Below are 24,293 nucleotides of genomic sequence, written 5' to 3'. Positions count from 1 at the left end.
ATGAACGATGAACGTAAGCAAAAAATTAAGGATAAGGTCACCCAATTGCTTAGTGGCAAGGTTAATGCCGACATAATAGACTTTAGCCTTGATCGAGTAATTCGATCAGTTGCAAACTACACCAACATTCCGATGGAGGAACTACCACCTGACATTGACACTACGATTGCCGCAATGTGTGTGCAATTAGTTCAGACACACAATTGGACCAGTTGCAACAATGACATGGTCAATTCAATTAGTGAAGGTGATGTATCGGTTAATTTTGGTTCGCCAGCAGAAATATACGCTAAAGTGCAAGAGATTAATCCAATTACAGACGACTTCTTTGTAGATTTGAACCATTTTAGGAGACTGCAATGGTAATTGATGCATTTAACAAGTTAAAGTACATTGCTCCTAAGTTATGGACTGATAAGGTGACCATAAAAACCACCAAAAAGGTAGTTAATGAGCATCATATAGCCATTAGTGAGCCGGTAACGATTATTTCAGATGAGCCAGCTAAGGTTATCCTCAAAGGACTAAAAAGCAGTGAGCAGTCGTTTTTTGGTACGGACGAATATGATGCTACTCTTCTAATTAGAACAGGAATTGACATTCCAGCAGGAGCAACAATTGAAGTTACTGATATCAATGGCAAGGTTACCAAGTACAAGCGTTCAAGTAAGGGATATTCGGGCTATGTTAGTCATCAAGAAGTAGCAATGACAAGGGACGAAAAAGCATGAGTGCATTTGGGAGTTTTGATGATGAAGAGTTTCAAGAATTTGCTAAACATGTTAATGCAGTAGTTTCAGGCGATCAATTAAAAACTGAAGTTAAAAAGAGCGTAAAAAATGTTGGAGAAACTTATAAGCGTAATGCTCAAGCAAACACACCAGTTAAAACTGGCGATCTAAGACGCAGTTGGCAACTCAAGGGACCATTCTTTTCAGGTTCAGACATAACAGTCGAATTGCGGAATAGTAAAAATTATGCTTCATTTGTGGAAAATGGCCACCGGCAAAAAGTAGGACAGTATGTGCCAGCTATTGGTAAGAGGTTGAAAGCTAGTTGGGTACCAGGTCAGCACTTTTTACAAAAAGCAACGGACCAAACAAGTAGTCAAATGCCAGAGCTATTAACACCGGTTGTTTGGGATATGATGAGGAGGTTGATGGATGATTGACAATAATTGAACGTGTTGCTGACGAGATTGCACGGATATTTCCAAATGCAATAATTTACACTGAAAATCAAGCAGATGGTTTTAGCGAGCCGTCTTTTTTTATTGAGAAAATCAGTACAATCGCTACTCCAGAATTGTTTGATAGACAGATGCGTAAGCAAAGCTTTCAAGTTATCTACTTTCCTAATCCAAACAATCCTAAGACTGATATGGAACGTGTCGAAGATTACTTGCTAAGCGGATTGTTAGAACTAAAAGACTATGCGCCTCTTAGAAACATTGAAGTTACTCAGCAAGAAGACAATACGCTAATTTACAAATTCGAAGTGTGGGGTAGGTTTTACCCTGATAAAAAAGACGAAGTAAAGTTACAAAATGAGAAATTGAAAGGACAAATTAAATGAGTTGGAAAACACAAAACAAACGCCGACCAGGTGCCTATATCAATGTTGTTGGTAAGGGTAAAGGTAATACTGGCGCTGAAATTGGACGCACACTATTACCGGTTAGCACACAACTTAACTGGGGAGCAAAGGGAATTATCAAATTAACTCATGAATCTAATTTTAAAGCTTTGTTAGGTCATGACCTTAATGAGCCAGAGTTGCAGACTCTACATGAAGTGCTAAAAGGAGCCGATACAGTACTTTTACTTAATAACAATGATGGACAACCTGCTTCTAAAGCAGACCCTGCCTTACCATGGACGATTACAGCTATTTATCCAGGTACTAAAGGCAATGAATTACATATCTCTGTGCAAAGACAAGACAGCAAAGTTACAGTATCAACTCTATTTGGTACAAAATTGGTCGACCAACAAGTTATTGACGTTGATAAACCAGAGAAGCTAATTGACAATGATTATGTGAAATTCAAGGTAAATGGTGAGTTGGCTCCACAGCCTAGCCCACAAGATGATAGTTCGGGGAACAATACGCCAACGGTTATGTTATCTAAACTAGAGCAATTGCAAAATCCTATAACTGTTAATTTAACAGGTGGCACCACGGTACCAGTACAAATGACTGAATTGCTTAATGATGCGCTAGAAACTGAAGACTATGACGTAGCCACTACGGCGGGATTCCCAATTGATAGTCCTATTCATAAGCAGTTAGTAGAAGAAATTAAACATTTACGTGAGGACAACGATATTAAAGTACGTGGTGTTGTCCCAGTAACAACTGACAAGGTCAATTATGAAGGCATTTCCACGGTTGCAAACGGTGTGGTCCTCGGTGATGGTACAGAATTAGATGCCACAGTAGCAGCGGGTTATTTTGCAGGCGCATCAAGTTCAGCAACAGCCGCTAAATCACTCACTTATGTAGAATATCCAGATGCTATTAGTGCTTATCCGAAACTCAGTAACGACAAAACTATTGATGCATTAGAAAAAGGACAAATTGTCTTTACAACTAAGCGGAATGAAGCGGTAGTCATTGAACAGGATATTAATTCATTAACTAAAATTACTGCTGAAAAGCCAGTTTTCTTTAGCAAAAATCGTGTGGTTAGAACAATGGATACGATTGTGACTAGAATCAAACGTACGTTTGAAGAAATGTTTATTGGCAAAATTACGAACAATTTAACTGGTCGTGATTTGTTCAAAGCTAATATCGTAAGTTATTTACAAAGCCTATCAGATAACGGGATAATTAACGGCTTTGATACCAATGATATTGCTGTTGAAGCAGGGGATGAGCGTGATTCTATTTTAGTCAATTTAGCAATCACTCCATTGGATTCGATGGAGAAGCTTTACATGACAATGGTAGTTCAATAATTTAGGAGGTAAAAATAAATGGCAGACGAAACAGTAAGTACAGTAGGCAGTTTTTTAAATGGCCGAGATACCATTTCAACTAAAGATGCGAAAGTATATGTCACGATTAACGGCAATGTTATCCCATTAATCGAATGCAATGAATTCAGCGCTAAGCTGGAAAAAAATAAAGAAGATGTTCAAACCTTAGGCAGTCGGTGGAAGCACAAGAAGGTCACGTCCGTGGAAGGTACTGGTTCAATTGGGGGCTATTTAATTAGTTCCAATTGGACAAAATACGCTTTGCCATACGTACAAGGCGGAAAAGACCTTTACTTTGAAATCACATTTACAATTAATGATCCCACTAGCCAGGCTGGAACCCAGACTATCCATTTGGGTGAAGTCAACCTTAATGATATTCCATTAGCAGACTTTAAGGCAGACGATGGAGTTATGCAGTGGAAAACTGACTTTACTTTTGAACAGATTAACTTAGTAACACCGTTCACCGGGTTTGATTTATAAGGAGAAATAATAAATGACTATCAAAAAAGAATACAACGTTAACGATTTTTTAGCAGAAAATGTTAAGCAAGAACGTCTGACAAAAGAAATTAAAATTACAGGCTATAAGGAGCCATTTGTAATTCAGAGCATTACTTCTGAAGAATTCGATCAATTGCAAAAGCAAGCGACTTCTAGAATGATTAGCAAGAAAACTTATCAAGAAGTTGAAAAGTCTGATAGTAATAAGTTTACCGATTTACTAATCGAAAAGTCTGTCGTAGTGCCTAATCTACATGACGAAAAACTACAAAAAAGCTGGGGCTGTATCGCCGAACCAGCTAAAATGTTGCGGAAAATGATTGCTAAGGCGGGAGAATACGGCGACTTATTAGAAGCTATTTCGGAAATTTCTGGCTTTGATGCGGATAAATTAAGCAATTTTGTGGAAATAGCAAAAAACTAATTGAGTCCAATCGGGACTTCAATTATTGCTATTACTGCATTAACGAATATCATTGGACACCTAGCCAATATGGCAATTTAACACTAAGAGAAAAAGCAATGGTACAGGCTACAATTGACTTACGTGTTGAAGCCGAAGAAAAGCAACAAAAAGAAGCAGAACGTGAGGCTAGAAGATATAAATAGAAAGGAGGTAAAAAATGGCTACAATTAGTGGGACTCTTAGGATTAATGATGCTTTTAGTAATGTACTAAATAGATTTAATTCGGGAATGCAGCGTAGTATGTCCGCTGCTAACAGGCTTAAAGCAGAAATGAACAAAGGCTCTACCGGTATTGAGAGAATGGGTCACAGTGCCAATACAGCCAATATAGGGCTTAAGCAATTAATTGCTGGTTCAGCAATCGGCAGTATGATTAGTTCGGCAATGGGTGCTGCTGGAAATGGTGTTCGTGCTTTTGTAGGTGAATTAAATGATTCAACAGTAGCTTGGTCAACATTTGAAGGCAACATGCGTCAGATTGGTAAGAGTCCGGCACAAATTTATGCCGCTAAAAATTCGTTGCAGAAGTTTGCCCAAGATACCATCTATTCATCATCTGACATGGCTCAAACATATAGCCAATTGGCTGCTGTTGGAACAAAAAACACCACGGCTTTAGTTAAAGGCTTTGGTGGATTGGCTGCAGCTGCTACTGATCCAAAACAAGCTATGAAAACGTTGTCTGAGCAGGCTACCCAGATGGCGGCTAAGCCAATGGTTCAATGGCAGGACTTCAAGTTAATGCTAGAACAAACGCCAGCAGGTATGGCAGCAGTCGGCAAAACAATGGGTATGAATACTAAGGAATTAGTTAAGGCTGTCCAAGATGGTAAGGTTAAAACGGAAGACTTCCTTAACGCAATTGCCAAAACTGGTACTAACGCTAACTTTAGTAAAATGGCCACACAATACAAAACTATTGGTCAAGCATTGGACGGATTAAAAGAGACGCTAGCCAACAAGGTTCAGCCGCAATTCAAAAAGTTAAGTGAGATTGGTATTAAGGCAATCAGTAGCATTACTGATAAATTGGGGAAGGTAAACTTTGCCAATTTTGCCGATAAGATAATTGACGGAATCAATCGTATAAAAACAGCTGGTAGTGCCTTTATTAAAGGCTTTACTAGCCAATTCAGTAAAAAACAATTTATTGACATAATTCGAGATATTGGAGATAGCATAAGGACGCTGTTTAGTAGCTTGTCTAATAATCAAGGTCTGAAAGGGCTGTTTAATAGTATTGGCCAAGGTGTTGGAAGGTTTGCATTAACCATGGCTTCTGGGATTGCCAACGTTGTGCAGGCGATATCAAAAATTAATCCTAGCGCACTAAAAATGTTAGCAACTGCGTTTGTAGCATTAAAACTTGGCGTTAATGGCCTTAAGCTTGCCGCAATAGCAGCAGGTTTGAAAATAATTGGCTCGTTAGATCCAGGTCAACTGCAGCACGTTGCAACTGCTGTCACTGCACTAGCAACCGCCTTTGTTGCAATGAAAGGTACCGGTGCTATAGCTAGCGTTTTCGAAAAATTGTCAAGTGGTCTAAGTAATTTTATTTCAACAATTTCAGCCATACTGACGTTGTCTCAGAAAATTGCTCAAATTGGTAGCATGATAGGGGGGGCCTTTTCTGCAATCACGGGGCCTGTTGCTCTTGTAATTGCAGGAGTGACTGCTCTAATTATTGGAGCTGTCTATGCTTGGCAGACCAATCTTTTTAATTTTAGAAACACAATGTCTAATTTGTTTAGCAATATCGGGACAATATTTGCACCACTAAGTAGTGCATTTAGTAATTTGGGTGAAGCACTTGCACCAGCGAGTGGAGTTTTATCAGTAATAGGTAAAGCATTAGGTACTATTAGTATTGGAGTTATTTACGGCATTGCTATTGGCGTTGGTGCGCTTGCAGATGCGCTGACAAGCATTATAAACATAGCTTCAGCATTTGTGTATTCATTAAGGGCAGCTGGGAATAGTGTTAGAGCATTTGGTTCTGCCATTAACGATATTAAAAACGGTGATTTTAGTTTCAGCGGGATGCGTAAGGCTTTTAGTGACGCGGGTAATGACATTGGTCATATGTTCGATTCTTTAAATCGCGCGCACGAATTCAAAGCAACGGGTACAGTGATTAGTTCGCTTAAGGGAATCGATGCTCAAGCTAAAACAACTAAATCTAGTTTAGACAGTATTAAGATGCCAGATATTGTTCAGCAAAACAAAAAAATCAACAATTTGGACAATGTATATGCCAACAAACAGCTTCTTAAAAAAGCCAAAGTTAAAGTTGATTATCAATTCACTGATCCAACAAAATTGAACAATTTGAAGTCAAAATCAATAAAAGCGAAAATTAAGCCTGAATTAGATTCGACTACTGATGTTCAAAAATTACTACAATCTAAACCGTTAAAGGTGAAGTATTCAACACCAAAAATACCAACGCCAAAGATTCCAAAAATTAAGCCTCTACACGCTAAGGTAGCCAAGCCTAAGGTACCAACGCCTAAGACACCTAAGATTAAAACTATGCACGCTAAGGTAGCCAGACCTAAGGTGCCACAACCAACAATGCCTAAAGTCAAAACAATCCATGTTAAAGTAGCACGACCAAAAGTGCCGACTCCAATAATGCCTACAGTTAGACCGATTCCGGGTCCTAGAATGGGCAGAGCAAAAACTGCTGAATTTTTAGCAAGCGTTCAATCCGCGATTAGTCGAGCGGCTGCAATAGCTCAAGCAGGAGCTGGTCCGATGTTTAGCGCAGGAGCAATGATTGGACAAGGATTAGCAGCTGGAATGCGGTCAGCAGTAGGCGAAGTTGCAGCCGCCGCTGATGCATTAGTTGCCCAGGCAGATCGTGCCGCACGGGCTAAAGCGAAAATTCACTCACCGTCAAGGCTTTTTGCTGAAATAGGTGGTTATCTCGGTAAGGGTATGGCTATTGGGATGAACAGTACACAAGGCTTAATAGCAAGCGCTAGTGACGCCATGATTGCTACTGCAACACCTGATACGGTTGGCGCTAACTATGATGGCAGTGTTAATCAATCTGGCAGACCTAGTGGTCTTACCAATGCAAGATTTGGCGGAAACAGTACAAGCAATGACAACCGCTCATCGACAATCACAATCGAGAGTGGTGCAATTCAAATTAATAGTTCGGGTAGTGCCGAGTATGATGCAGATACGCTTTTAGCGGCGTTAGAAAATAAAATTATTGCTCAACAAGAGAAATCTTTGGGCTAAAAAGATAGAGGGAGATATTAATGGATGGCTTTGGCGTTTTTTTGACATACTATAAAAATAACAAAACTATCCAATTGCCGGTTAACCCGGCTGAGTTAAAGCTTAAATATGAGGGAGATGACCAGAGTCAAACGGTCGTCAATCTTGGTGAGATTAATCGGCTGGGTAATCTAAAATTGGTTGATATAACAATTGAAAGTACGTTTCCACTAAATGAGACTACTTATATAGCTGTAGATGAGCTTCAAGAACCAGAGTACTATATTGATTTCATTAAAAAAATCCAAAAAACTAAAGGACATATGCAGGTTGTTGTGGCTAATACCAAAATAAGTTTAGCGATGACTATTTCTAGTTTTGAATATGGCTTTGAAGATGGCTACGATGAAGAGTACAAGTATACGCTCGAATTGAAACAGTATCGTGAATTTAAAGCAATCAAAGTTTCTACTTCTAAAAATAAAAAGAAGAAAAAATCAAAAAAAGGTAAAAAGCGGATTTCACCACCAAAGAAATTCGGAGTTGGCTCAAGTGTTGTAGTTAACGGTAGATTGTATATGGATTCAAATGGCAATGGTCCTGGTGGCTACGAAAAAAATGCTAAGAGAACTGTGATTAACATTGCCACTGGTCATAAGTTCCCAATATGTGTTGGCATAAATGGTTCTGCACGTGGTTGGGTCAGAAAAAGTGATGTGAAGAAAGCATGACAGTCACAACTTTTAAGCTTAAACGTCGTAGTAATATGTATCGTAAATCTAAAAGTAATGGTAAAGGTACCACATATGATTTGAGGCAAGTAGTGACCAATATTAAATGGTCTACTGACTTGAATTTTAGTGCTGGCGAATTAACTTTTGACTTGATTCAGAATGCTCATCAAATTATTCCTTACACGGGCGATATCATTACCTTCAGGTGGGACCACCACAAGATTTTTTATGGCTATGTTTTTAAATACGAAGTAAAAGAAGACAATACAGTGAGCGTAACGTGCTATGACAAATCAAGGTATCTCAAGAACCAAGATTCAATTGTTTGGCAATCTGGAACAATTGCTGATCGGTTCAACAATGTATGTAAACGTGCAGGTATTAATCACAAGGTGGTTGATAAGCCTACCCATAAGGTTTCGGCTGAAGTTTGTGATGGTAAGACTTACTTTGATATGGTCAAGAGTGCGATTGTCAAAACTAGGATAGCCACCAAGCATATGTATTACATATACTGTAATTATGATGTGGTGGAGTTACGCAGAGCACCATATAAGAAGTTAAAAATAATAATTGGTAGTAAGTCGGCAATGACCGGCTTTTCTTATGCCGTTGATATTAATAATACGGCAAATGTGGTCAAAGTAATTCAGAAAGATACCAAGAAATCACAAGCGAAATCAGCTACTGCCAAGCAAGACGATCCTAAGCGGACTAGTTTTAAGTCGGCCAGTGCTGCAGGTAAATCGTCTGAACAGTGGGGTAAATTGCAAGAAACAATTAATAAAAAAAATAAAGCTAATCATGCGCAGATGGTCAAGCAAGCTAAAGATGAGCTACGCAAGAAAAATAGAGCTAACAAGGAGTTAACAATTGACTGTATCGGGCATATTGATTTAGTAGCCGGTAACGCAGTTACGATTAAAATTAATGACCTTGGGAAAACTCTGAAAAACTGTCCAATTCTAAAGGCAGAACATAATTTTGGTACTGATTATAATTGTCATTTAACAATGAAAGTAGGTGCAGAATGGCTGGGGAGCTCTTAATCAAGATGCTAAAGGAGCGTGGTGGTAAAGATAGTGAATATTCTGATGTGGTTTATGGGGTTGTGAACTCAATTAAGCCTTTAAAAGTACAATTAGCTAACAACATAGTAATTGATGATAACTTTATAGTTCTAGGCAAGCATATTGGCAAGTTTAAACTGCCAGGCAAAGCAAAAATTGAAGTTAAATCCCACAGTGATCAGATTGGGAATGTATCGGGAAATCGTCCAACAGTCAGTGAAGATATTACCTTTAAAGAAATGGAATTCGACAATAGACTTAAAAAAGGTGACAAGGTCACGATGATACGCATGGACGGTGGTCAGCAGTTTTACTTGTTTGAGCGAGAGGAGGCATAGTCATGGATAACGAAGACAACATTGTAGTCACTGATGACGATAATGAAGTTGATGATGCAGAATTGGACGATGAAGATATCGATATAGATGATGACGATGACGAATCATTCGAAGATGAACCAACCTTAACTTTTAAAATCGAAAATGGTCGTATTCGTGGCAAGATTGACGAACAAGAAGCTATGATTCAAGCAGTTGACAAGATACTGCGCACAGAGCGTCTAGTTTTTCCCATCTATTCAGACCAGTATGGTAATGATTTCAATGATTTGATTGGCAAAAATATGGCTTTTGCCAAAGTTGAAGTAGAAAGAATGTTAAAAGAAGCTTTACTAGCAGACGAAAGAGTCATCGATCTCAAGCTTGATGAAGTGATGCAGACAGCCAATGATACGTTAGTTGTAAGAGGAATATGCATAACGGTTTTTGGTGATATTAATATAGACAGTGAGGTGAGTCTTGATGAATCCTGACGAGTTAGCTGCTAATTATATGGCACAAGATTTTGATTATTGGCTAAATCTAATGTTAGATAATGTGCCAGATGACATTGACCAACGTGAAGGCTCGATTATATATGATGCACTAGCGCCAGCCGCAATGGTAATGGCACAACAGTCATTAGATAGGGCTAACATCATTAAACAGACATATATCAAGACTGCGCAAGGACAGTTCTTAGATTACAGAGCCGCTGAGCATGGTACAGCCAGATATGCAGCAACACAAACGGAAGTTAAAGCTAAGTTTTTAGATTCTGACGGCAATCCTATTAATAACGTACAAATGGGCGATAAATTTGCCAGTATTGGTGAAACGCCTATTTTTTATACTATTCAAAAGGTCAACGATGATCTTACGGCTGAAATGACTGCAGATGAACCAGGAACAATTGCTAATTCTTACATAGGTCAAATTTTACCAGTTACGGCAAACGATTCATTAAACTGGGCAGAAATAACGGAGATAGTGGCTCCTGCAAGGGATGAAGAAACAGATGATCACTTGCGTGATAGATTGTTACAATCTGATGACTGGATTGCTTATGGTGGCAACATTACGGACTATCTTGCTATGTTGTCTAAGATTAAAGAAGTTGGAGCTGGACAAGTTTATCCCGTCTGGAATGGTGCAGGAACAGTTAAGTTAGTTATTGTTGATAACACTCTAATGCCTGCTAGTGCCGACTTAGTTAAAAAGGTTAAAAATATCATTGACCCTGCTGACAGCGAGGGTAATGGCTATGGTCTAGCACCAATCGACCATCAAGTAACTGTTGTAGCACCCACACCTTTTACGGTTAACATTTCAGCAACTATAAATATTGACGGCAATCATGGTGTAGATATTGTTAAAGCTAACATTAAGACGGCAATTGAAGCCTACTTTAAGCTGCTACGCCAGACCTGGAATAGGGTTGACCCCACAATAGGTCGTGGTTATGCGCAAACAATCTATCGCTCTAAGGTGCTGTCACAAATTATGATGATTGAAGGCGTGGTCAATTCATCTGTCCCAAAACTAAACAATGCTGATAATGATATAGTTTTAACTTTTAACAATCAGACATCACAACTGCCAGTACTAGGGGAGGTGGTGCTAGATGGCTAACAATTTAATGGATTACTTACCGGATTACTATAATGGTATTTATGAAATGGAAGCAATCATGCACGCTCAAGGCGGTGTGCTGGATAGAGCTGAAAGTGAGCAGTTAAGACTACTTTTAAACCAGTTTGTAACGCAAACAGACGCTAAAGGGATAGCCGTTTTTGAAGACCAAGTTGGTATTAAGCCAGCATCAGGTGATACTTTACAAATGCGGCAGAACAAGGTACTAATGCGCTTGTTACCGCCTAGACCAATCACAATTAGGTACATGCGAGAGCTGTTTGTAACATTGAAGATACCTGCCACTATAAGGGTTGACTATCCCAAAAGGGATGCAATTGTCGAAGCCAAAAGTGCAGAAATTACTAGCAAGCAGATTGATAATGTCAAGTATCTACTCAATATTTATTTGCCAGCTAACATGGTCTATGAAATTAGAGTGGCTTTAAACGAAGTACAAATTACCAATAATATCAAAATTGGGGCTGGTATATGGTCCAGAGCAGATGTAACTGTACAGGCTAACCTGTCGCAAATTAAAAATTAAAGGAAGTGATATTTTTGTCAGAATACAATAAAACGATATTAACCAACCAAGGTCTGGATTTAATGGCCCGTGCGAATAAGGGGACAATAAGGTTTGCAATTACTAGAGCGGCAACTTCGACTGAACAACTAGCTAATAAGAGTATGGCTGACTTACAGCAACTAACTGAGTTGCCTAGTTTAATGCAATATGGGGTCATAAATAATGTAGCTGATTCAACGCAAGATAAAAGTATTGTTATTGGTACTGAACTACTTTTTAATAATAAAGATTTAGGTAATGGCTATAACATTAATACGATTGGGCTTTTTGCCAAAGAAGATGGACAAGATAAAGAGATACTCTATGCTATCACAACAGCTATTGCGCCTGAGTTTATGCCGGATTATAAAAATAAAGTCCTATTTAAGTTTAGCTTGACAATGTTTGTCGCTGTTGGACGTACAGATAATGTATCGGTGATTGTCGACGACTCGAATTCAGCAACAAAAGCAGATTTGACTAAAGTCAAAAAAGAGTTAGACGGTAAAGTAAATGTTGGAGACGTTTATTCTAAAACTGAAGTTAACGAAAAATTAGATCAAGCTGGAAAGCTGAAAAAGATTAGCGTTAACGGTGATACGCCAGTTGAACCTGATGACAAAGGAGTGGCAAATATCGTTTTACCCGATTTAAATCATCCAGATTATACAATTACAACGTCGCCTTTTGACCTAGACCTAGCCGTTAACTTGGGTATTTATCGTCTAAACGGCGTTGATTTAACCACATCTAAACGTATTGATGCTCTTACGGCTTTGCCTTCGACTGCAATTAAAGGAGCTAAAGGGTTTTTGATTCAAAAAAAATACGACGATTATTATAATATGCAAATTTTAGTATTATATGATATGCCCAATAATACAGATATAACGTGGTCTTTTAGATGCATAGGTATAGGAACGAGTGACTATCGTGACACTTTTAAGCGAGTAACAACAGATATCGACTACACAACATTGCTTAATCAATTAAATCAAAAAGCCAATATAGTTGATGTTTATACTAAATTTCAAACAGATAATAGGCTAAGCCTTAAAGCAAATAATAGCGATATTTACACACAATCACAAATTGATAATAGGCTGGGCTATAAAGCAAATGCAAGTGATGTTTATATACGGTCACAAATAGATACCAGACTTTCTACTAAAGCCAATACGAGTGATGTTTACACGCAGTCACAAATTGACAATAAGTTAGCATCAATATCTGTTGGAGGCGATATTGATGCCATTAACAGGAAATTGGCTGATAAAGCAAATGCAGGTGACGTATACAGCAAATCGCAAGCAGATAGCAAATTTGGTGGCGCAATCAAAACCATTGACGGGTACTATCCAGACTCTCAAGGAAGATACTATCTTGCCAATACCTATGAAACCATCAATAACGTTAGCACAAAATTAAAAAAGAAATTAAGTAATTTGTCTAATCCGGACTACTCATATACTGGTACCACTTTAGACGTGGATAATATTATTAATCCAGGAGCTTATTTTTTTGAAGAAACTAAACTTACTAGCTCTAAAAATTCACATACTTTTGATGATGTCACTAGCTTCCCATATAATTGTGGCTACCTGATTGTTGATAATTGCTATTTTATATCTACCCGGTGTCAAGCTCAATTTTTGCTTAATTTTAATTTAAATAGTCCTGCAATATCAATCTATGTCAGGCTAATAATGCCCGGCATAGGGTTTTATAGTACAAAATTTAAGGCTGTAGTAAGCTAGTAGATTATTAGTTAAAGATATAAAAAAGGAAAATGAAAAATGACAGAAGAAACGTACAGTACATACTATTACAGCGACCCGACTAGTTCGGACAGTAATATGCATCACTTAGTAATACAATCAATTTTAAAATTGGATGACTTGCCATGGCGCTGGCATGCAGAAAAGCCTGATGAGTCAATGGTTGACCCAATATGGGACAACAAAACAAATGGTTGGGTTGAAAACGATCCAACTAGCAAGACGCAAATAATCGCTAATTTGCAAACTAAAGCAAAACAGTTAGAGCAAATGAACAAGAACCAAGAAACTAGCTTAACTTCAATCTCAAAAAATCAAGCCGAAATGCTAAAAATGATGGCGCCACTACTAGCCAAAGGAGGCAAAACTAATGCTTGATTACTTCAAAGAAATGAGTCGAGGATTTTATAATGACGGTTTTTATACTAAGGCGGATATTGCCTCCTTTGTAGAGCTAACTCTGCTTACTAGTAGCGACTATAAAGAAATCACAGGTGACGACTATGTGGCACAGACTAACTAATAATATTAATAAAAATTTTAACCAAGTAGTAATAGGCCTATCAATTGTATTAATTGGTGGGTTTTTATTTGCTGATAAAAATTACTTTACATGGCCACCCCAGTTGAGGCCAATGATGAATAGCGAGTACTCTGACATCTTTTTTATTATTCTGGGACTAGTGTTGCTCTATTGTGCCGTTACAGGAAATAAAAATAAAGTAATACATGATATTACAATTACTGTTGCTGGCAGTGCGATCTTTGTACTGCTGACAGAACAATTGTGGCACGTTTTATTTGCCCATAACATAGAGATGACAATGGCAGTGATTTTGGATGCTATCTTATTTATTTTGATTATCAGGTGTGCATATACAAGCTAGGAGGCGATCACTTGCACGATTTACAAGTGTTTGCCAGCGCTGTTGGTGCATTAGTAACTGCTATTGCTGTAGCACATAAAACTAACAGAGCAGACTATGATGCAATTTTTAAGGAAAAGGACGCAATCATTAAGAGCAAAGACTCAATTAATAAAGAACTTCGCCTCGAACGAGATGAATTTAAAAAAGACTATTATGAAGAAAAAGCTTTACGAAAAAAGCTAGAAAAAGAATTAAAGGAATTGAAAAGCACTAGATCATAGTATCTAGTGCTTTTTTAGAAAGGATTTAAAAATGACTCAAATTATTAATATTCTAAATTCGGTAATTGTACTGCTTGCTGTAGGGGTTGTGGCTATCTATCCATATGCAAGACAGCATAATCCGGCAATTGCGGACAAAATGAAGTGGCTATATGACGTTGCTCAGTATATCGTGGCACAGCAAGCCACGCGTGATGCTAGTGGTGCAGATAAAAAAGAAACGGCAACTACCGCCTTATTAGAGCAAGCAAAGCTATCTAAGACCAAAATCACTCGTGATACTGCAGAAGGCTTGATTCAAAAAGCATATAACGAAACCAAGGAGGTTAAATAATGAAGCGTAATTATAAATACGCTTTAAGCGATAATGAGGGCAGCTCACAGTTAGCAACACCGAGATTTATTATTGCTCACTCAACAGCAACACCTAACGGGGAAGCTTGGGCGATTGCACGTAATATGAAGACAGGTATCAATGTAAGCCAGACTTACGTGCATTTGGTAATTGACGACAAAAGCATATATCAAGTGGGAGAGCTTGGCTATGTAGCATGGGGTGCTGGTAGTCCAGCTAATAGCTTGGCACCAGTACAGATTGAGTTGTGTGAGTTTAGCAATCACAGAAGAGCCCTGAAAGCATACAAGCACTATGTAAACTGGCTCAGATGGTCAGCTAAAAAGTATGGCATACCATTAGCTCTAGACACTAACTCATATCGTGGCATCAAAACTCACTCTTGGCTTGTACAGCACGGCTACAGCAATACCGACCACGTTGACCCATGGCAATATATGCCAAAAATTGGCATATCACGGGCTAAGTTTGCTAAAGACCTACAAAAAGGTTTTAGCGGTGTCAATATTGCACTAACTAAATAAACTAAAAAGAAGACCGCCTATAGAGTTTGATTACTCTATGGGCGGTTTTTTTGTCAAAAAGTTTTTAAAAATCAATATTTTTGTTCGCTATTTGTGAATTAATCTTGTAGAATTATACAAGAAGTAGAGGTGAAAAATTATGGCAACCTGTAATTTATCAATAAGATATGCGGGTGATGCAATTACTGATGGCAGAATTCCAATAAGAGATTTAGCTCCTTCACTACTGGCATTATCAGAATCTTTTCAGCAGATACAGCAAGTAATAGATCCAGATTCTGATCCGATTTCTTTAGATATAAAGGCAACTAGCAAAGGTTCCTTTATTGTGGACCTTGTTCTTGCTAATGGTAAGGACATAATTTCTCATGTTGTTAGTTTACTTAACAGTAATCCAACAAATGCAGTTTTAAATTTAAGTGGAATTGTTACTACATTTTATGGAGTAATTAAATTAATTAAGAAGCTTTATAATAAAAAAATAAAGAAACAAGAAACTTTAGCTAATGGGGATATAAAATTAACTTTGGATAAAAATGAGTCTATAATAATTAACAAAGTAATATTAGATTCATACCAGAATGTTAATATTAGAACCTCAGTACATTCGGTAGTTAAACCACTTGAAAAAGATGGAATAAATTCAGTAGAAATTAATTCAGATAAAAATTTGAACGTTTCTGTTGAGAAGAATGAATACAAAAAATTCGAAGTTCCTCAGGCTAAAGATAAGGAGCTTGATGACAAAGTATCTACAGAATATTTGCAAATAGAAAATATTGCTTTTGAACATGATAATAAATGGAAATTTTCAGAAGATACTAACAAATTTTGGGCAAGTATTAAAGATAAAGATTTTATTGACAGAGTAGAAAAGAATCAAACCCAATTTGGTTCTACTGATATTTTGAAAGTTAGACTTAGAAAAAAGACTTACTCAACTAATGAAGGATTGAAAAATGAATACATAATCGAAAAAGTATTGGAACATCAAAAAGGTGCTCAACAAATTGAACTTGATTTTGAAGATGATAAATAAGCCGCTCCGGATAATAGTCTGGAGCGGCTTATTTTTTGCATGTACAGCATGCTTAATTTATTAAAAAAGCTCCCTATTTGGGAGCTCAGTTAAAGATTTAAAGGAGATTTTAAAATGAAAACGAAACGATAAAATAGAACACAAAAAATAAGCCACTCAGATTAATTTCTGGGTGGCTTTTTTGTGTGTAAAAAATAATTTATATTCGATAATGTGTCATAAAACTTGATATATCAACGTTTCAAATAACTGATTTTATTTGATTTTTTACCAAAAATAGTTGATAATACACTATGATGAGTGTATTATATATGTAAGGAGGTGAGAGATAGATGACAAAAAAAAGAAAAAAATACTTCAACAAGAAAACCAAGTCAAAATTGCTAAATATACAGCAATAGCAGCCTGGTCAGCCCCAGTAGTTGAATTAATAAGGCTGATTAGAAGTCTTGTCAAAGCATTTTTAAAACAATAACCGAGTAGTGAGGATAAGCCCTCACTGCTTTGTCATCTAAATAATAACATGAGTAATAAGGAAAAGAAATATTATATATCTGCTTTTATAGCAATTATTATAGCAATCATATTATTTATTATAAGAAAGGTACTATTTTAAGTGACTAAGTTAACAGAAGCCAAAAAACGTGCTAACGAAAAATGGAATAAGAAAAATAAGGAGCGAATTAACTATCTAAATCATCGATCACAATCTCGCAGCTTTATCCGACGTTTTGCTACCAAAGAGGATCTAGATGAGTTAGAAAAATTAATTGCAGAAAAACGAAAAAAAATGTAATTTTCTGTTGACAATATCTAAGTTTAAACCTATAATAAAAAATATAAAGTTTAGGAGGAGTGATAGAGTGGTAAGTGACGCACAAAAAAGAGCTACCAAAAAATGGGCTGATAAAAATAAAGAGAAGCGTAAGTATATCGTGACTAAATCGCAAGCTAAAAAATTCGTTTCTATAGGTACAGATGAGGATTTAGAAGACTTAGCGAAATTAATCGAAAAAAAATTAAAAAACAGTTGACAATTATGGGTTTAAACCTATTATATATTTATAAAGCCACTCAGATTAATTTCTGGGTAGCTTTTTTTTGCTTAAAATTACGTTTAATTTTAATTTGTTAAAAAGTCTAGTTTTGGTAAATATGAAGTAAAATAATCAATGAAAACTTCAAAAAAGCGTTTTTTTATAAAATATTAAATAAGCACTCTGGGAGTAATTCCTGGAGTGCTTATTTTTATGCAAAAAATATAAATTAATTATCAAATATTGTTGACAATATACGCATTAGCGTGTATTATATATGTAAGGAGGTGATGAAATGAAGAAGAAAAAGAAGTCAAAGAAAAAAGCTACAAACCTAGAATTTCGCTTCAAAATCAATCTAGGAATTGTAGCATTCGAGATTACCATTAAAAAGTAATCAAGAACAAGTGGGGAACAAAATCACCTACTTGTTGTATCTAAAATTAATTATAATTAGTAAGAGGAATAAAAGCAATGAAAATTTATAGATATCATTTTCACAAAGGCAACACAACTATTAATGCTAAAGTTGATTTAAGACCTAAAACACTTTTATTAACAGGATTAATTGCATTAATAGCAATAGGAGCAGTAAGATGGCTGATAACAAAGTAAGTGAAGCACAAAGAAAAGCAAACAAAAAGTGGGACGAAAAAAACAAAGAAAGAAAATCATATATAAATAAGCGCTCAACTGCTAAAAGTTTTATTCTAAATTTAGCCACTCAAGAAGACTTGGAAACCATTAAGAAATATGTGGCACAACGCGAAAATGAATTGAACAAATAAAATAAGCCACTATGGACTGCGGTTTGGGATGGTTTATTTTTTCTTTGTAACTAATTTTATAATTAATTTAAGATTGATTGTAAGAAAAAAATAGTTTACAAATGAGTTTGCAATGTGTAGAGTTAGATGTAGAAATTAGTATTTTTCTAAGTTCTAAGGGAGGTATATTAGTATGTTTACTGAATTGAACATTATAATTAAAAAAGCTAGTAAGCTTTTAAGTGTATCTTATATATAGAACAGGACATAATTACAGCCATAATAAAACACCTTTAAAGGCTCCTATAGGAGGTTTTATTGAACAAGACTGGATTAACGTAGGAAATGATTTAAGACGTGGAATTTTAGATTATGGGACATCAAAATTTAAATAATGAGTCAGGAACAGAATATTAACATTAAAGCTGATCAAACTTTGAATCAGAATGAGGAAGGGCAAGAGCTTGACAAAGAAATTATTAAGCAAGTTGAAAATTCTGATATTCCAAAGGATGAGCAGGAACATATCATTGCGGCAATGTCGATGTATTCAGGTCCAATTCCTCACCCGAAGTTGTTAGCTGGATATGAGGCACTTTATAAAGGAGCCGCAAAAAAGATTATTGATAATGGTATTGCATAGTCTGAGCAACGAAGAAAATTAGAAGAAGAACGTCAAAGAAGACGTGGAAGGTTAGCTTGGGTTAGTTTGATTATAACAGGTTGCTTTGTTCTCTTTTTTACTATAGGTGCAGTTTATTTAATTATGAATGAACATCCTTATTTTGGTGGAGCATCAGGACTAATATCGTTTTTTACATTTATGGGTTCTATATCTAATAATATTGATACGTTATCGGGAAATGACGATTTAACTAACAATAAGGATCACGATAATATTGACTAAAATTAAATGCCATTCAGAATAGATTCTGAGTGGCTTTTTTGTGTGCTATAAAACTTGCTAATTCAAGCTTTTAAATAGAAAACATTTCAGAATATGTTGGGCAACGTAGGATTGAATTAAAAGCATAGTGTGATGCTCGCCAAAATGTTCGCCGACTTTGTAATTAGTTGTTATTAATTATGATTAATCAATTTATAAATATTGATATTTCAGTGATTGTGAGATGGTTAAATTATTTATTTTTAATAAATTAGACTGTACTCTCCTTAAATATGTTTAAAATGCTTGTAATATCAACGATTACAAGCTTTTTTAATACTTTCGCACGGCAAAAAAGACGGAATTAATTATCCGTTAATTCATCCTTATTGTAGATGCACAACTATGCCATACATTGAAGGCGTGCCTGATAGTTCCGAAAGATGGGCACGTAACCCTGAAACTGGTAAGGGTAAATATGTTGAAAACATGACCTTTGATGAGTGGAAGAAACAATATGGCCAACAGATTAGTTATGGTCACAAGTCTGACAGCAGCAGAAAAGCAAGGCTTAACCAACTATCTTTTATCATGGTCGTATAAGGTTAATGATAAATTACGCAGAGGCTTAGAACTGAGCGATTATGACAAGACAAATATTGCAAATCTTGACTCAGCTTTAAGCAAGTTACCTAAATGTCAGTCTGATAAACCTTTGCAATGCTCACTTAGTTTTTGGAATAAAGATGACTTGGTTGATTTCTTGAAAAAATGGAAACCAGGAGAAGTAGCCGTAGAACCTAGTTATACTTCTACTAGTAAAGGAATTTATAATAACAATGATAACGTTCAGATTATTATTAATAATAGTCAAAATGGTGTTGTTTTATCAGATTATGGATTGGCCGAAGAAAAAGAGGTACTATTTGGACGTAACACAAAATTCAAAATTCTAAAGGGCTATACTAAAGGTGAACAGATAATATTGGAGGTTGAAGAAATTGACTAGGAAAGAGCCTTATTCAGACTTGCGCTGGTACTTACCTACCGGTGGCAAGGTAATTGGAAGAGATCATCCAGAAACCGAGGAAGAAAGAAGGCAGACAGAGGAACTGATTAAGTTTGCTAAGAACCTTCCTGATTCAGCCTTTAATAATAAGCACCATAAAAAATTAAGAGAACAAATTAAGGCAGCAAACAAAAAATATGGTTTGCCAGAAGATGAGAATCTATAACCAAAAATTAAAGTAGCACAACAGCTGCTTTTTATTTTGCCCTGAGCATGGCGTAAAAAAGGCTTATTTTTTATGCCTTGAATGTGGTCGCCCCACGTAAAAGATTGCGAGAGAGGAAATAAGATGAGACGTGAAGAATTAAAAAAATTAGCTTTAACCGATGGACAGATTGACAAGGTCATGGGTCTGCATGGTGCTGATGTCGAAGCAATGAAAACCAAGACAGATGAGATATAAGTATTATAGGGTAGAAACTGGTAGGAATAGTTTACAACATAAACTGCTCTGAAAAACTTTATTTTTGCTATCGAGCTTATCCAAGTGATATAGCCGCTTTAAGCTAAGTATCTAAAAATGGTACTGTTGCAATGGGATTAACTATTGGTCATGATGATAGTATGTATTGGTATATCTAGTCTGATAAAAAATTTAAGAAAAACGACAACTTAAATTACAGTATTAGACTAAAGAAGAATCATCATATGAGTTATAATGAAGTTGTAGCTCAAGAAGCTACTTTAGCAGAATTTGCTAATAAATATGGGTTTAAATTTGGAAAGATAGGTGATTAGTCTAATGAAAGAACCAACTAAGGATAGAAAAAAGTGGATAGCTAAGCAGTTGAAACAAACACCAGCTGATAATTTTCCTACTGAAGAAGAAGATAATCTCAACATGCCTGATTGGTTAGATCAACTAACTGTTGAGGAATTAGATTGGTTATCTAACGAAGACGCAAATTTAGGAAAGTTAGAAGAAATTTATAGCTCAAGATAATTGTATATGTAATTCTAAAATGCTTGATTACTTGAAGCAAGGTAAGTATATTTCAATTGAATGAAATTGCTAGTCAATATAATGATTAATATTGGAATTATATTTTGACCAATATTAATAATGATGGCTACATTGTAGGTATTAAATTTATTAACACATTAGGTGGTAAGTCCATTAAATATGACAATGTGCAAATTACTCCGAAAGGAATTGAATACTTATTCAGTAATTCAATGATGGAACGTGTCAAAAATACGTTGAAAGATATTAAAGGAATTATTCCTGGATTTTGAAATAAGGAAGATAAGTATGGATCCACATAAAATGTCATTAGTTGAGATTTTAGAGCTAGAAAAGTAACTTTTACATTGAAAGACGGTACAAAGCGAACAATTTTTGTTAATGAAATTGAAGATGAATCTGATAATCAACCAGAGTTACTGTTTATGGCAGATGATCCTAAAGATGATATCTGGATTTCGGATGTAGTTAGTGCGATACCGAGTAGAGGTGTATAAAAACATGCTGAAAAATGATTATGAAACTGTTACATATAAAATATTACAGTATTTTAAAGAATGTCATGATAATATTGTAAGGATTGATCCAGAACAGTTACAAAAGATAATGAATAATGTGGGTTCAGAAAAATTCATCAATGTTTTAAAAGACTTGATAGAAAAGGGCTATGTTGATGAAAGAGCTTTTAATATAGATTTTCAAAATCACATGACAGTAAATATTTTAGAAACTAGTCCTATAACAGATGATGGGTTACTTTATTTATTAGAAAACTCTGACATGACAAGATTGTATAAGCTATTAAAAGAAGTCAGAGATTGGCTACCCTTATAATTTAGTAAAAGAATTAAGTAGCTGATTAGCTGCTTTTTATTTTGCCCCAAGCATGGCGTAAAAAGGCTTATTTTTTTACTGTATAGTATGCTAATTCAAACTTTTAAATAGAAATTTTTTCGATTATATTTAAAAAATGTTGTTGATAATATGTAAGGAGGTGAGAGATATGAAAAAACGGAAAAAGAAAAAAGCTACAGTAGAGATAACCATCAGAATCAACCTCTATTTTGTAGCTTTTGAATATCATATCTCATACGAGAAACAAGACAGGCAAGGAAGGCATTGCCTTCTTTGCCATATCTAAGTTAATTATAAATGCTAGGGAGGGAATTTACAATGAAAAACTATTATTACCATCGGGAAAGGCCCCTAAAAAATAAAAACGGTATTGTTAAAACTAATTTTCAATTTTACCCAAAACGGTTGCTATTACTAATATCAATTATGGCAATTATTGGCGGAATAATTTTATGGGCAAAATAAGTGAAGCAAAGAAACGTGCTAATAAAAAATGGAACGATAAAAATAAAGTAAGGCTTCTTCACTTAAATATTTTTAAAAAAGCTTGTAATATCAATAATTACAAGCTTTTTTATTACTTTCGCACGGCAAACGCACGGCAAAAAAGACGGCGTTAATTCATCCTTATTGTAGATGCACGACGATGCCATACATGGAAGGGTTGCTTGATAGTTCCGAAAGATGGGCACGTAACCCTGAAACTGGTAAGGGTGAATATGTTGAAAACATGACTTTTGATGAGTGGAAGAAACAAATTGAAATTAGACATGTTAATGAAAAGGAACAAAATCGTATTAATAAATATGAAAAAGTTGTTCCATCTATAAAAGAAATGCATAACATGTCAACTAAAGGTAAACCACTATCAGTTATTGGTAGATTATACAAGGGTAAGTTGGTTAAATATAGATATTACGATGAAACAGGTTTTGTTGACAAAGATTTAGACTTAACTGACCATGGCAATAAAAAAATGCATATGATCGTACCTCATGTGCACTTTTGGGTAAAGCAATTTGATAAAAGCCGTGGTAAAATAAGATTATATAGAAGAAGTGGTAGACCATTAACTGAAAACGAAATTGAGGACTTAAGGAGGTGGCACAATAATGAGCAAGATTAAGAGTTTAGCTCAATTTAGAGAATTAATTGAAATAGGATACGAAATAGAGTTCACTTTAAATAAGCGGCGTTGGTTATTGGAGCCTGACCTAAATGCACCTGACTTTTCAGAGAAACGTGAGCTAGGTAGTGGCGACTATATAAAAAAGTTCAAAAATATTAATGAAGTATTGAACTTTGAAATTGATGGTAAAAAGTTATCAGAACTATATTCTAAGATGGATGATGTTCAATGGTAGTTATTGTATTTTTATAAGTAAGAAGTATTTTGCAGAAAAAGCTAGAAAAAAATATTCTGAAAATAATAATCAAAACTAATAAAGTAGCTTAACAGTTGCTTTTTATTTTGCCCCGAGCAAGGCGTAAAAAGCCTTATTTTTTATACCTTGAAAGTGGTCGCCCCACGTAAAATATTGCGAGAGAGGAAATAAGATGAGACGTGAAGAATTAAAAAATTAGCTTTAATCGATGAACAAATTGACAAGGTCATGAGCTTGCATGGTGCTGATGTCGAAGCAATGAAAGCTAAGACAGATGAGCTAGGCAAGACTAATCAGTCGCTACAGAGCCAGATTGCAGAGCGTGACAAGGATTTAAAGACGTTCAAAAAGCAAGCTGGAGACAACGAAGGTAGCTCACAGTTAGCTACACCACGCTTTATTATTGCTCACTCAACCGCTACACCCAATGGGGAAGCTTGGGCTATTTCACGCAACATGAAAAATGGTATCAATGTAAGCCAGACGTATGTGCATTTTGTCATTGACGACCACTCAATTTATCAAGTTGGCGAATTAGGTTATGTTGCTTGGGGTGCAGGTAGTCCTGCTAATAGTTTGGCACCAGTCCAGATTGAATTATGCGAGTTCAGCAATCACAGACGAGCCCTAAAAGCCTACAAAAACTATGTAAATTGGCTTAGATGGTCAGCTAAAAAGTATGGCATACCATTAGCTCTAGACACTAACTCATATCGTGGCATTAAGACACACTCATGGCTTGTGCAACATGGTTACAGCAATACCAATCATGTTGACCCATGGCAATACCTGCCAAAAATTGGCATATCAAAAGCCAAGTTTGCTAAGGATTTGACCAAAGGTTTTAGCGGGCTAAATATTGCATTAACTAAATAGTTGATGTATACTTATATATGAATGGAATATGAATTAAATTTTTATCACATGATTTAATTCCTTTTTGAAGTCACTCTAGGTAAAACTAGGGTGGCTTT

General features: G+C 35.8%; 39 protein-coding genes. All 39 read left to right on the top strand.

The window, feature by feature from the left end; translation table 11 throughout:
- The 39 genes from F5ESL0225_RS04380 (at position 1) to F5ESL0225_RS04215 (ending at position 24,195) form a co-directional block, all read left to right on the top strand.
- Positions 1–366 carry a hypothetical protein gene (locus tag F5ESL0225_RS04380; RefSeq protein WP_122047931.1) on the top strand — a complete coding sequence of 122 codons (366 nt, stop codon included), beginning with the start codon at positions 1–3 and terminating at the stop codon, positions 364–366.
- Positions 366–731 carry a hypothetical protein gene (locus tag F5ESL0225_RS04375; protein ID WP_122047983.1) on the top strand — a complete coding sequence of 122 codons (366 nt, stop codon included), beginning with the start codon at positions 366–368 and terminating at the stop codon, positions 729–731. The genes F5ESL0225_RS04380 and F5ESL0225_RS04375 overlap by 1 nt, the downstream gene beginning before the upstream one ends.
- Positions 728–1,171 (top strand): HK97-gp10 family putative phage morphogenesis protein, encoded by a 444-nt coding sequence (locus F5ESL0225_RS04370; protein ID WP_122047930.1) that lies wholly within the window; start codon positions 728–730, stop codon positions 1,169–1,171. Before F5ESL0225_RS04375 ends, F5ESL0225_RS04370 begins: the two co-directional genes overlap by 4 nt.
- Positions 1,168–1,575, top strand: a complete 408-nt coding sequence (locus tag F5ESL0225_RS04365) for a DUF6838 family protein (protein ID WP_122047929.1) — start codon at positions 1,168–1,170, stop codon at positions 1,573–1,575. Before F5ESL0225_RS04370 ends, F5ESL0225_RS04365 begins: the two co-directional genes overlap by 4 nt.
- Positions 1,572–2,963, top strand: coding sequence for a phage tail sheath C-terminal domain-containing protein (locus tag F5ESL0225_RS04360; RefSeq protein WP_122047928.1), 1,392 nt, complete (start codon positions 1,572–1,574; stop codon positions 2,961–2,963). Before F5ESL0225_RS04365 ends, F5ESL0225_RS04360 begins: the two co-directional genes overlap by 4 nt.
- Before the next feature lie 18 nt (positions 2,964–2,981).
- Positions 2,982–3,470, top strand: coding sequence for a phage tail tube protein (locus tag F5ESL0225_RS04355; protein ID WP_118896691.1), 489 nt, complete (start codon positions 2,982–2,984; stop codon positions 3,468–3,470).
- Positions 3,471–3,483: 13 nt separating this feature from the next.
- Entirely contained in the window at positions 3,484–3,915 is a 432-nt protein-coding gene (locus F5ESL0225_RS04350; RefSeq protein ID WP_122023016.1) for a hypothetical protein, read from the top strand.
- A 199-nt stretch (positions 3,916–4,114) separates the two neighbouring features.
- Positions 4,115–7,210 carry a tape measure protein gene (locus F5ESL0225_RS04345; protein WP_122047927.1) on the top strand — a complete coding sequence of 1,032 codons (3,096 nt, stop codon included), beginning with the start codon at positions 4,115–4,117 and terminating at the stop codon, positions 7,208–7,210.
- A gap of 20 nt (positions 7,211–7,230) precedes the next feature.
- Positions 7,231–7,920, top strand: a complete 690-nt coding sequence (locus tag F5ESL0225_RS04340) for a hypothetical protein (protein WP_122047926.1) — start codon at positions 7,231–7,233, stop codon at positions 7,918–7,920.
- Positions 7,917–8,972 (top strand): hypothetical protein, encoded by a 1,056-nt coding sequence (locus F5ESL0225_RS04335; protein ID WP_233554100.1) that lies wholly within the window; start codon positions 7,917–7,919, stop codon positions 8,970–8,972. The genes F5ESL0225_RS04340 and F5ESL0225_RS04335 overlap by 4 nt, the downstream gene beginning before the upstream one ends.
- The gene (locus F5ESL0225_RS04330) at positions 8,954–9,331 is read left to right on the top strand and encodes a DUF2577 family protein (RefSeq protein WP_122047925.1); all 378 of its coding nucleotides are present in this window, start codon (positions 8,954–8,956) and stop codon (positions 9,329–9,331) included. The genes F5ESL0225_RS04335 and F5ESL0225_RS04330 overlap by 19 nt, the downstream gene beginning before the upstream one ends.
- Positions 9,332–9,333: 2 nt before the next feature.
- Positions 9,334–9,804 carry a DUF2634 domain-containing protein gene (locus F5ESL0225_RS04325; RefSeq protein ID WP_199716445.1) on the top strand — a complete coding sequence of 157 codons (471 nt, stop codon included), beginning with the start codon at positions 9,334–9,336 and terminating at the stop codon, positions 9,802–9,804.
- Positions 9,794–10,942, top strand: a complete 1,149-nt coding sequence (locus F5ESL0225_RS04320; protein ID WP_122047924.1) for a baseplate J/gp47 family protein — start codon at positions 9,794–9,796, stop codon at positions 10,940–10,942. Before F5ESL0225_RS04325 ends, F5ESL0225_RS04320 begins: the two co-directional genes overlap by 11 nt.
- Complete coding sequence (locus F5ESL0225_RS04315) at positions 10,935–11,489, top strand: putative phage tail protein (protein ID WP_122047923.1); 555 nt, start codon at positions 10,935–10,937, stop codon at positions 11,487–11,489. Before F5ESL0225_RS04320 ends, F5ESL0225_RS04315 begins: the two co-directional genes overlap by 8 nt.
- 14 nt (positions 11,490–11,503) lie before the next feature.
- Entirely contained in the window at positions 11,504–13,267 is a 1,764-nt protein-coding gene (locus F5ESL0225_RS04310; RefSeq protein WP_122047922.1) for a hypothetical protein, read from the top strand.
- A gap of 39 nt (positions 13,268–13,306) precedes the next feature.
- The gene (locus F5ESL0225_RS04305; RefSeq protein ID WP_122047921.1) at positions 13,307–13,666 is read left to right on the top strand and encodes a hypothetical protein; all 360 of its coding nucleotides are present in this window, start codon (positions 13,307–13,309) and stop codon (positions 13,664–13,666) included.
- Positions 13,659–13,811: an XkdX family protein gene (locus F5ESL0225_RS04300; RefSeq protein WP_122047920.1), complete on the top strand. Its 153-nt coding sequence runs from the start codon at positions 13,659–13,661 to the stop codon at positions 13,809–13,811. Before F5ESL0225_RS04305 ends, F5ESL0225_RS04300 begins: the two co-directional genes overlap by 8 nt.
- Entirely contained in the window at positions 13,792–14,175 is a 384-nt protein-coding gene (locus tag F5ESL0225_RS04295; RefSeq protein WP_122047919.1) for a hypothetical protein, read from the top strand. The genes F5ESL0225_RS04300 and F5ESL0225_RS04295 overlap by 20 nt, the downstream gene beginning before the upstream one ends.
- An 11-nt stretch (positions 14,176–14,186) precedes the next feature.
- The gene (locus F5ESL0225_RS04290) at positions 14,187–14,438 is read left to right on the top strand and encodes a hypothetical protein (RefSeq protein ID WP_122023006.1); all 252 of its coding nucleotides are present in this window, start codon (positions 14,187–14,189) and stop codon (positions 14,436–14,438) included.
- A 31-nt stretch (positions 14,439–14,469) separates the two neighbouring features.
- Complete coding sequence (locus tag F5ESL0225_RS04285) at positions 14,470–14,772, top strand: phage holin, LLH family (protein ID WP_122047918.1); 303 nt, start codon at positions 14,470–14,472, stop codon at positions 14,770–14,772.
- Positions 14,772–15,317 carry a peptidoglycan recognition family protein gene (locus F5ESL0225_RS04280; RefSeq protein ID WP_122047917.1) on the top strand — a complete coding sequence of 182 codons (546 nt, stop codon included), beginning with the start codon at positions 14,772–14,774 and terminating at the stop codon, positions 15,315–15,317. The genes F5ESL0225_RS04285 and F5ESL0225_RS04280 overlap by 1 nt, the downstream gene beginning before the upstream one ends.
- 139 nt (positions 15,318–15,456) lie before the next feature.
- Positions 15,457–16,356, top strand: coding sequence for a hypothetical protein (locus F5ESL0225_RS04275; RefSeq protein ID WP_122047916.1), 900 nt, complete (start codon positions 15,457–15,459; stop codon positions 16,354–16,356).
- 616 nt (positions 16,357–16,972) lie between these two features.
- Positions 16,973–17,152 (top strand): hypothetical protein, encoded by a 180-nt coding sequence (locus F5ESL0225_RS04270; protein ID WP_122047915.1) that lies wholly within the window; start codon positions 16,973–16,975, stop codon positions 17,150–17,152.
- A gap of 67 nt (positions 17,153–17,219) precedes the next feature.
- Positions 17,220–17,390, top strand: coding sequence for a hypothetical protein (locus F5ESL0225_RS08400; RefSeq protein WP_199716444.1), 171 nt, complete (start codon positions 17,220–17,222; stop codon positions 17,388–17,390).
- Positions 17,391–17,867: 477 nt separating this feature from the next.
- Positions 17,868–18,008, top strand: a complete 141-nt coding sequence (locus tag F5ESL0225_RS08350) for a hypothetical protein (protein WP_158592395.1) — start codon at positions 17,868–17,870, stop codon at positions 18,006–18,008.
- Positions 17,990–18,181, top strand: coding sequence for a hypothetical protein (locus F5ESL0225_RS04265; protein WP_122047914.1), 192 nt, complete (start codon positions 17,990–17,992; stop codon positions 18,179–18,181). Before F5ESL0225_RS08350 ends, F5ESL0225_RS04265 begins: the two co-directional genes overlap by 19 nt.
- Positions 18,182–18,554: 373 nt before the next feature.
- Positions 18,555–18,803 carry a hypothetical protein gene (locus F5ESL0225_RS08445; protein ID WP_122047913.1) on the top strand — a complete coding sequence of 83 codons (249 nt, stop codon included), beginning with the start codon at positions 18,555–18,557 and terminating at the stop codon, positions 18,801–18,803.
- Positions 18,804–19,451: 648 nt separating this feature from the next.
- Positions 19,452–19,649, top strand: coding sequence for a hypothetical protein (locus F5ESL0225_RS08345; protein WP_158592394.1), 198 nt, complete (start codon positions 19,452–19,454; stop codon positions 19,647–19,649).
- Positions 19,564–20,055, top strand: a complete 492-nt coding sequence (locus tag F5ESL0225_RS04250) for an ADP-ribosyltransferase (RefSeq protein ID WP_158592393.1) — start codon at positions 19,564–19,566, stop codon at positions 20,053–20,055. The genes F5ESL0225_RS08345 and F5ESL0225_RS04250 overlap by 86 nt, the downstream gene beginning before the upstream one ends.
- Positions 20,048–20,281 (top strand): hypothetical protein, encoded by a 234-nt coding sequence (locus F5ESL0225_RS04245; RefSeq protein WP_122047910.1) that lies wholly within the window; start codon positions 20,048–20,050, stop codon positions 20,279–20,281. The genes F5ESL0225_RS04250 and F5ESL0225_RS04245 overlap by 8 nt, the downstream gene beginning before the upstream one ends.
- Before the next feature lie 576 nt (positions 20,282–20,857).
- Positions 20,858–21,058, top strand: a complete 201-nt coding sequence (locus tag F5ESL0225_RS04240; protein WP_122047909.1) for a hypothetical protein — start codon at positions 20,858–20,860, stop codon at positions 21,056–21,058.
- Positions 21,059–21,159: 101 nt separating this feature from the next.
- Positions 21,160–21,351, top strand: coding sequence for a YjcQ family protein (locus tag F5ESL0225_RS04235; protein WP_122047908.1), 192 nt, complete (start codon positions 21,160–21,162; stop codon positions 21,349–21,351).
- 75 nt (positions 21,352–21,426) lie between these two features.
- Entirely contained in the window at positions 21,427–21,576 is a 150-nt protein-coding gene (locus F5ESL0225_RS08340; protein ID WP_158592391.1) for a hypothetical protein, read from the top strand.
- 4 nt (positions 21,577–21,580) lie between these two features.
- A complete protein-coding gene (locus F5ESL0225_RS04230; RefSeq protein ID WP_122047907.1) occupies positions 21,581–21,913 on the top strand; it encodes a YjcQ family protein in 333 nt (110 codons plus the stop codon).
- Positions 21,914–22,082: 169 nt separating this feature from the next.
- Positions 22,083–22,220, top strand: a complete 138-nt coding sequence (locus F5ESL0225_RS08335; protein ID WP_158592390.1) for a hypothetical protein — start codon at positions 22,083–22,085, stop codon at positions 22,218–22,220.
- A 32-nt stretch (positions 22,221–22,252) separates the two neighbouring features.
- Entirely contained in the window at positions 22,253–22,399 is a 147-nt protein-coding gene (locus F5ESL0225_RS08330; protein ID WP_158592389.1) for a hypothetical protein, read from the top strand.
- A gap of 181 nt (positions 22,400–22,580) precedes the next feature.
- Complete coding sequence (locus F5ESL0225_RS04225; protein WP_122047906.1) at positions 22,581–23,060, top strand: hypothetical protein; 480 nt, start codon at positions 22,581–22,583, stop codon at positions 23,058–23,060.
- Positions 23,047–23,298, top strand: coding sequence for a hypothetical protein (locus tag F5ESL0225_RS04220; RefSeq protein ID WP_122047905.1), 252 nt, complete (start codon positions 23,047–23,049; stop codon positions 23,296–23,298). Before F5ESL0225_RS04225 ends, F5ESL0225_RS04220 begins: the two co-directional genes overlap by 14 nt.
- Positions 23,299–23,505: 207 nt before the next feature.
- Entirely contained in the window at positions 23,506–24,195 is a 690-nt protein-coding gene (locus F5ESL0225_RS04215; protein ID WP_370466408.1) for an N-acetylmuramoyl-L-alanine amidase, read from the top strand.
- Positions 24,196–24,293 lie beyond the last annotated feature (98 nt).

It is taken from the genome of Lactobacillus sp. ESL0225, from assembly GCF_003692905.1.
Lineage (GTDB): Bacteria > Bacillota > Bacilli > Lactobacillales > Lactobacillaceae > Lactobacillus > Lactobacillus bombicola.
The sequence above is the reverse complement of the archived record's forward strand: the minus strand, read 5'-3'. Positions and strand labels throughout refer to the sequence as shown.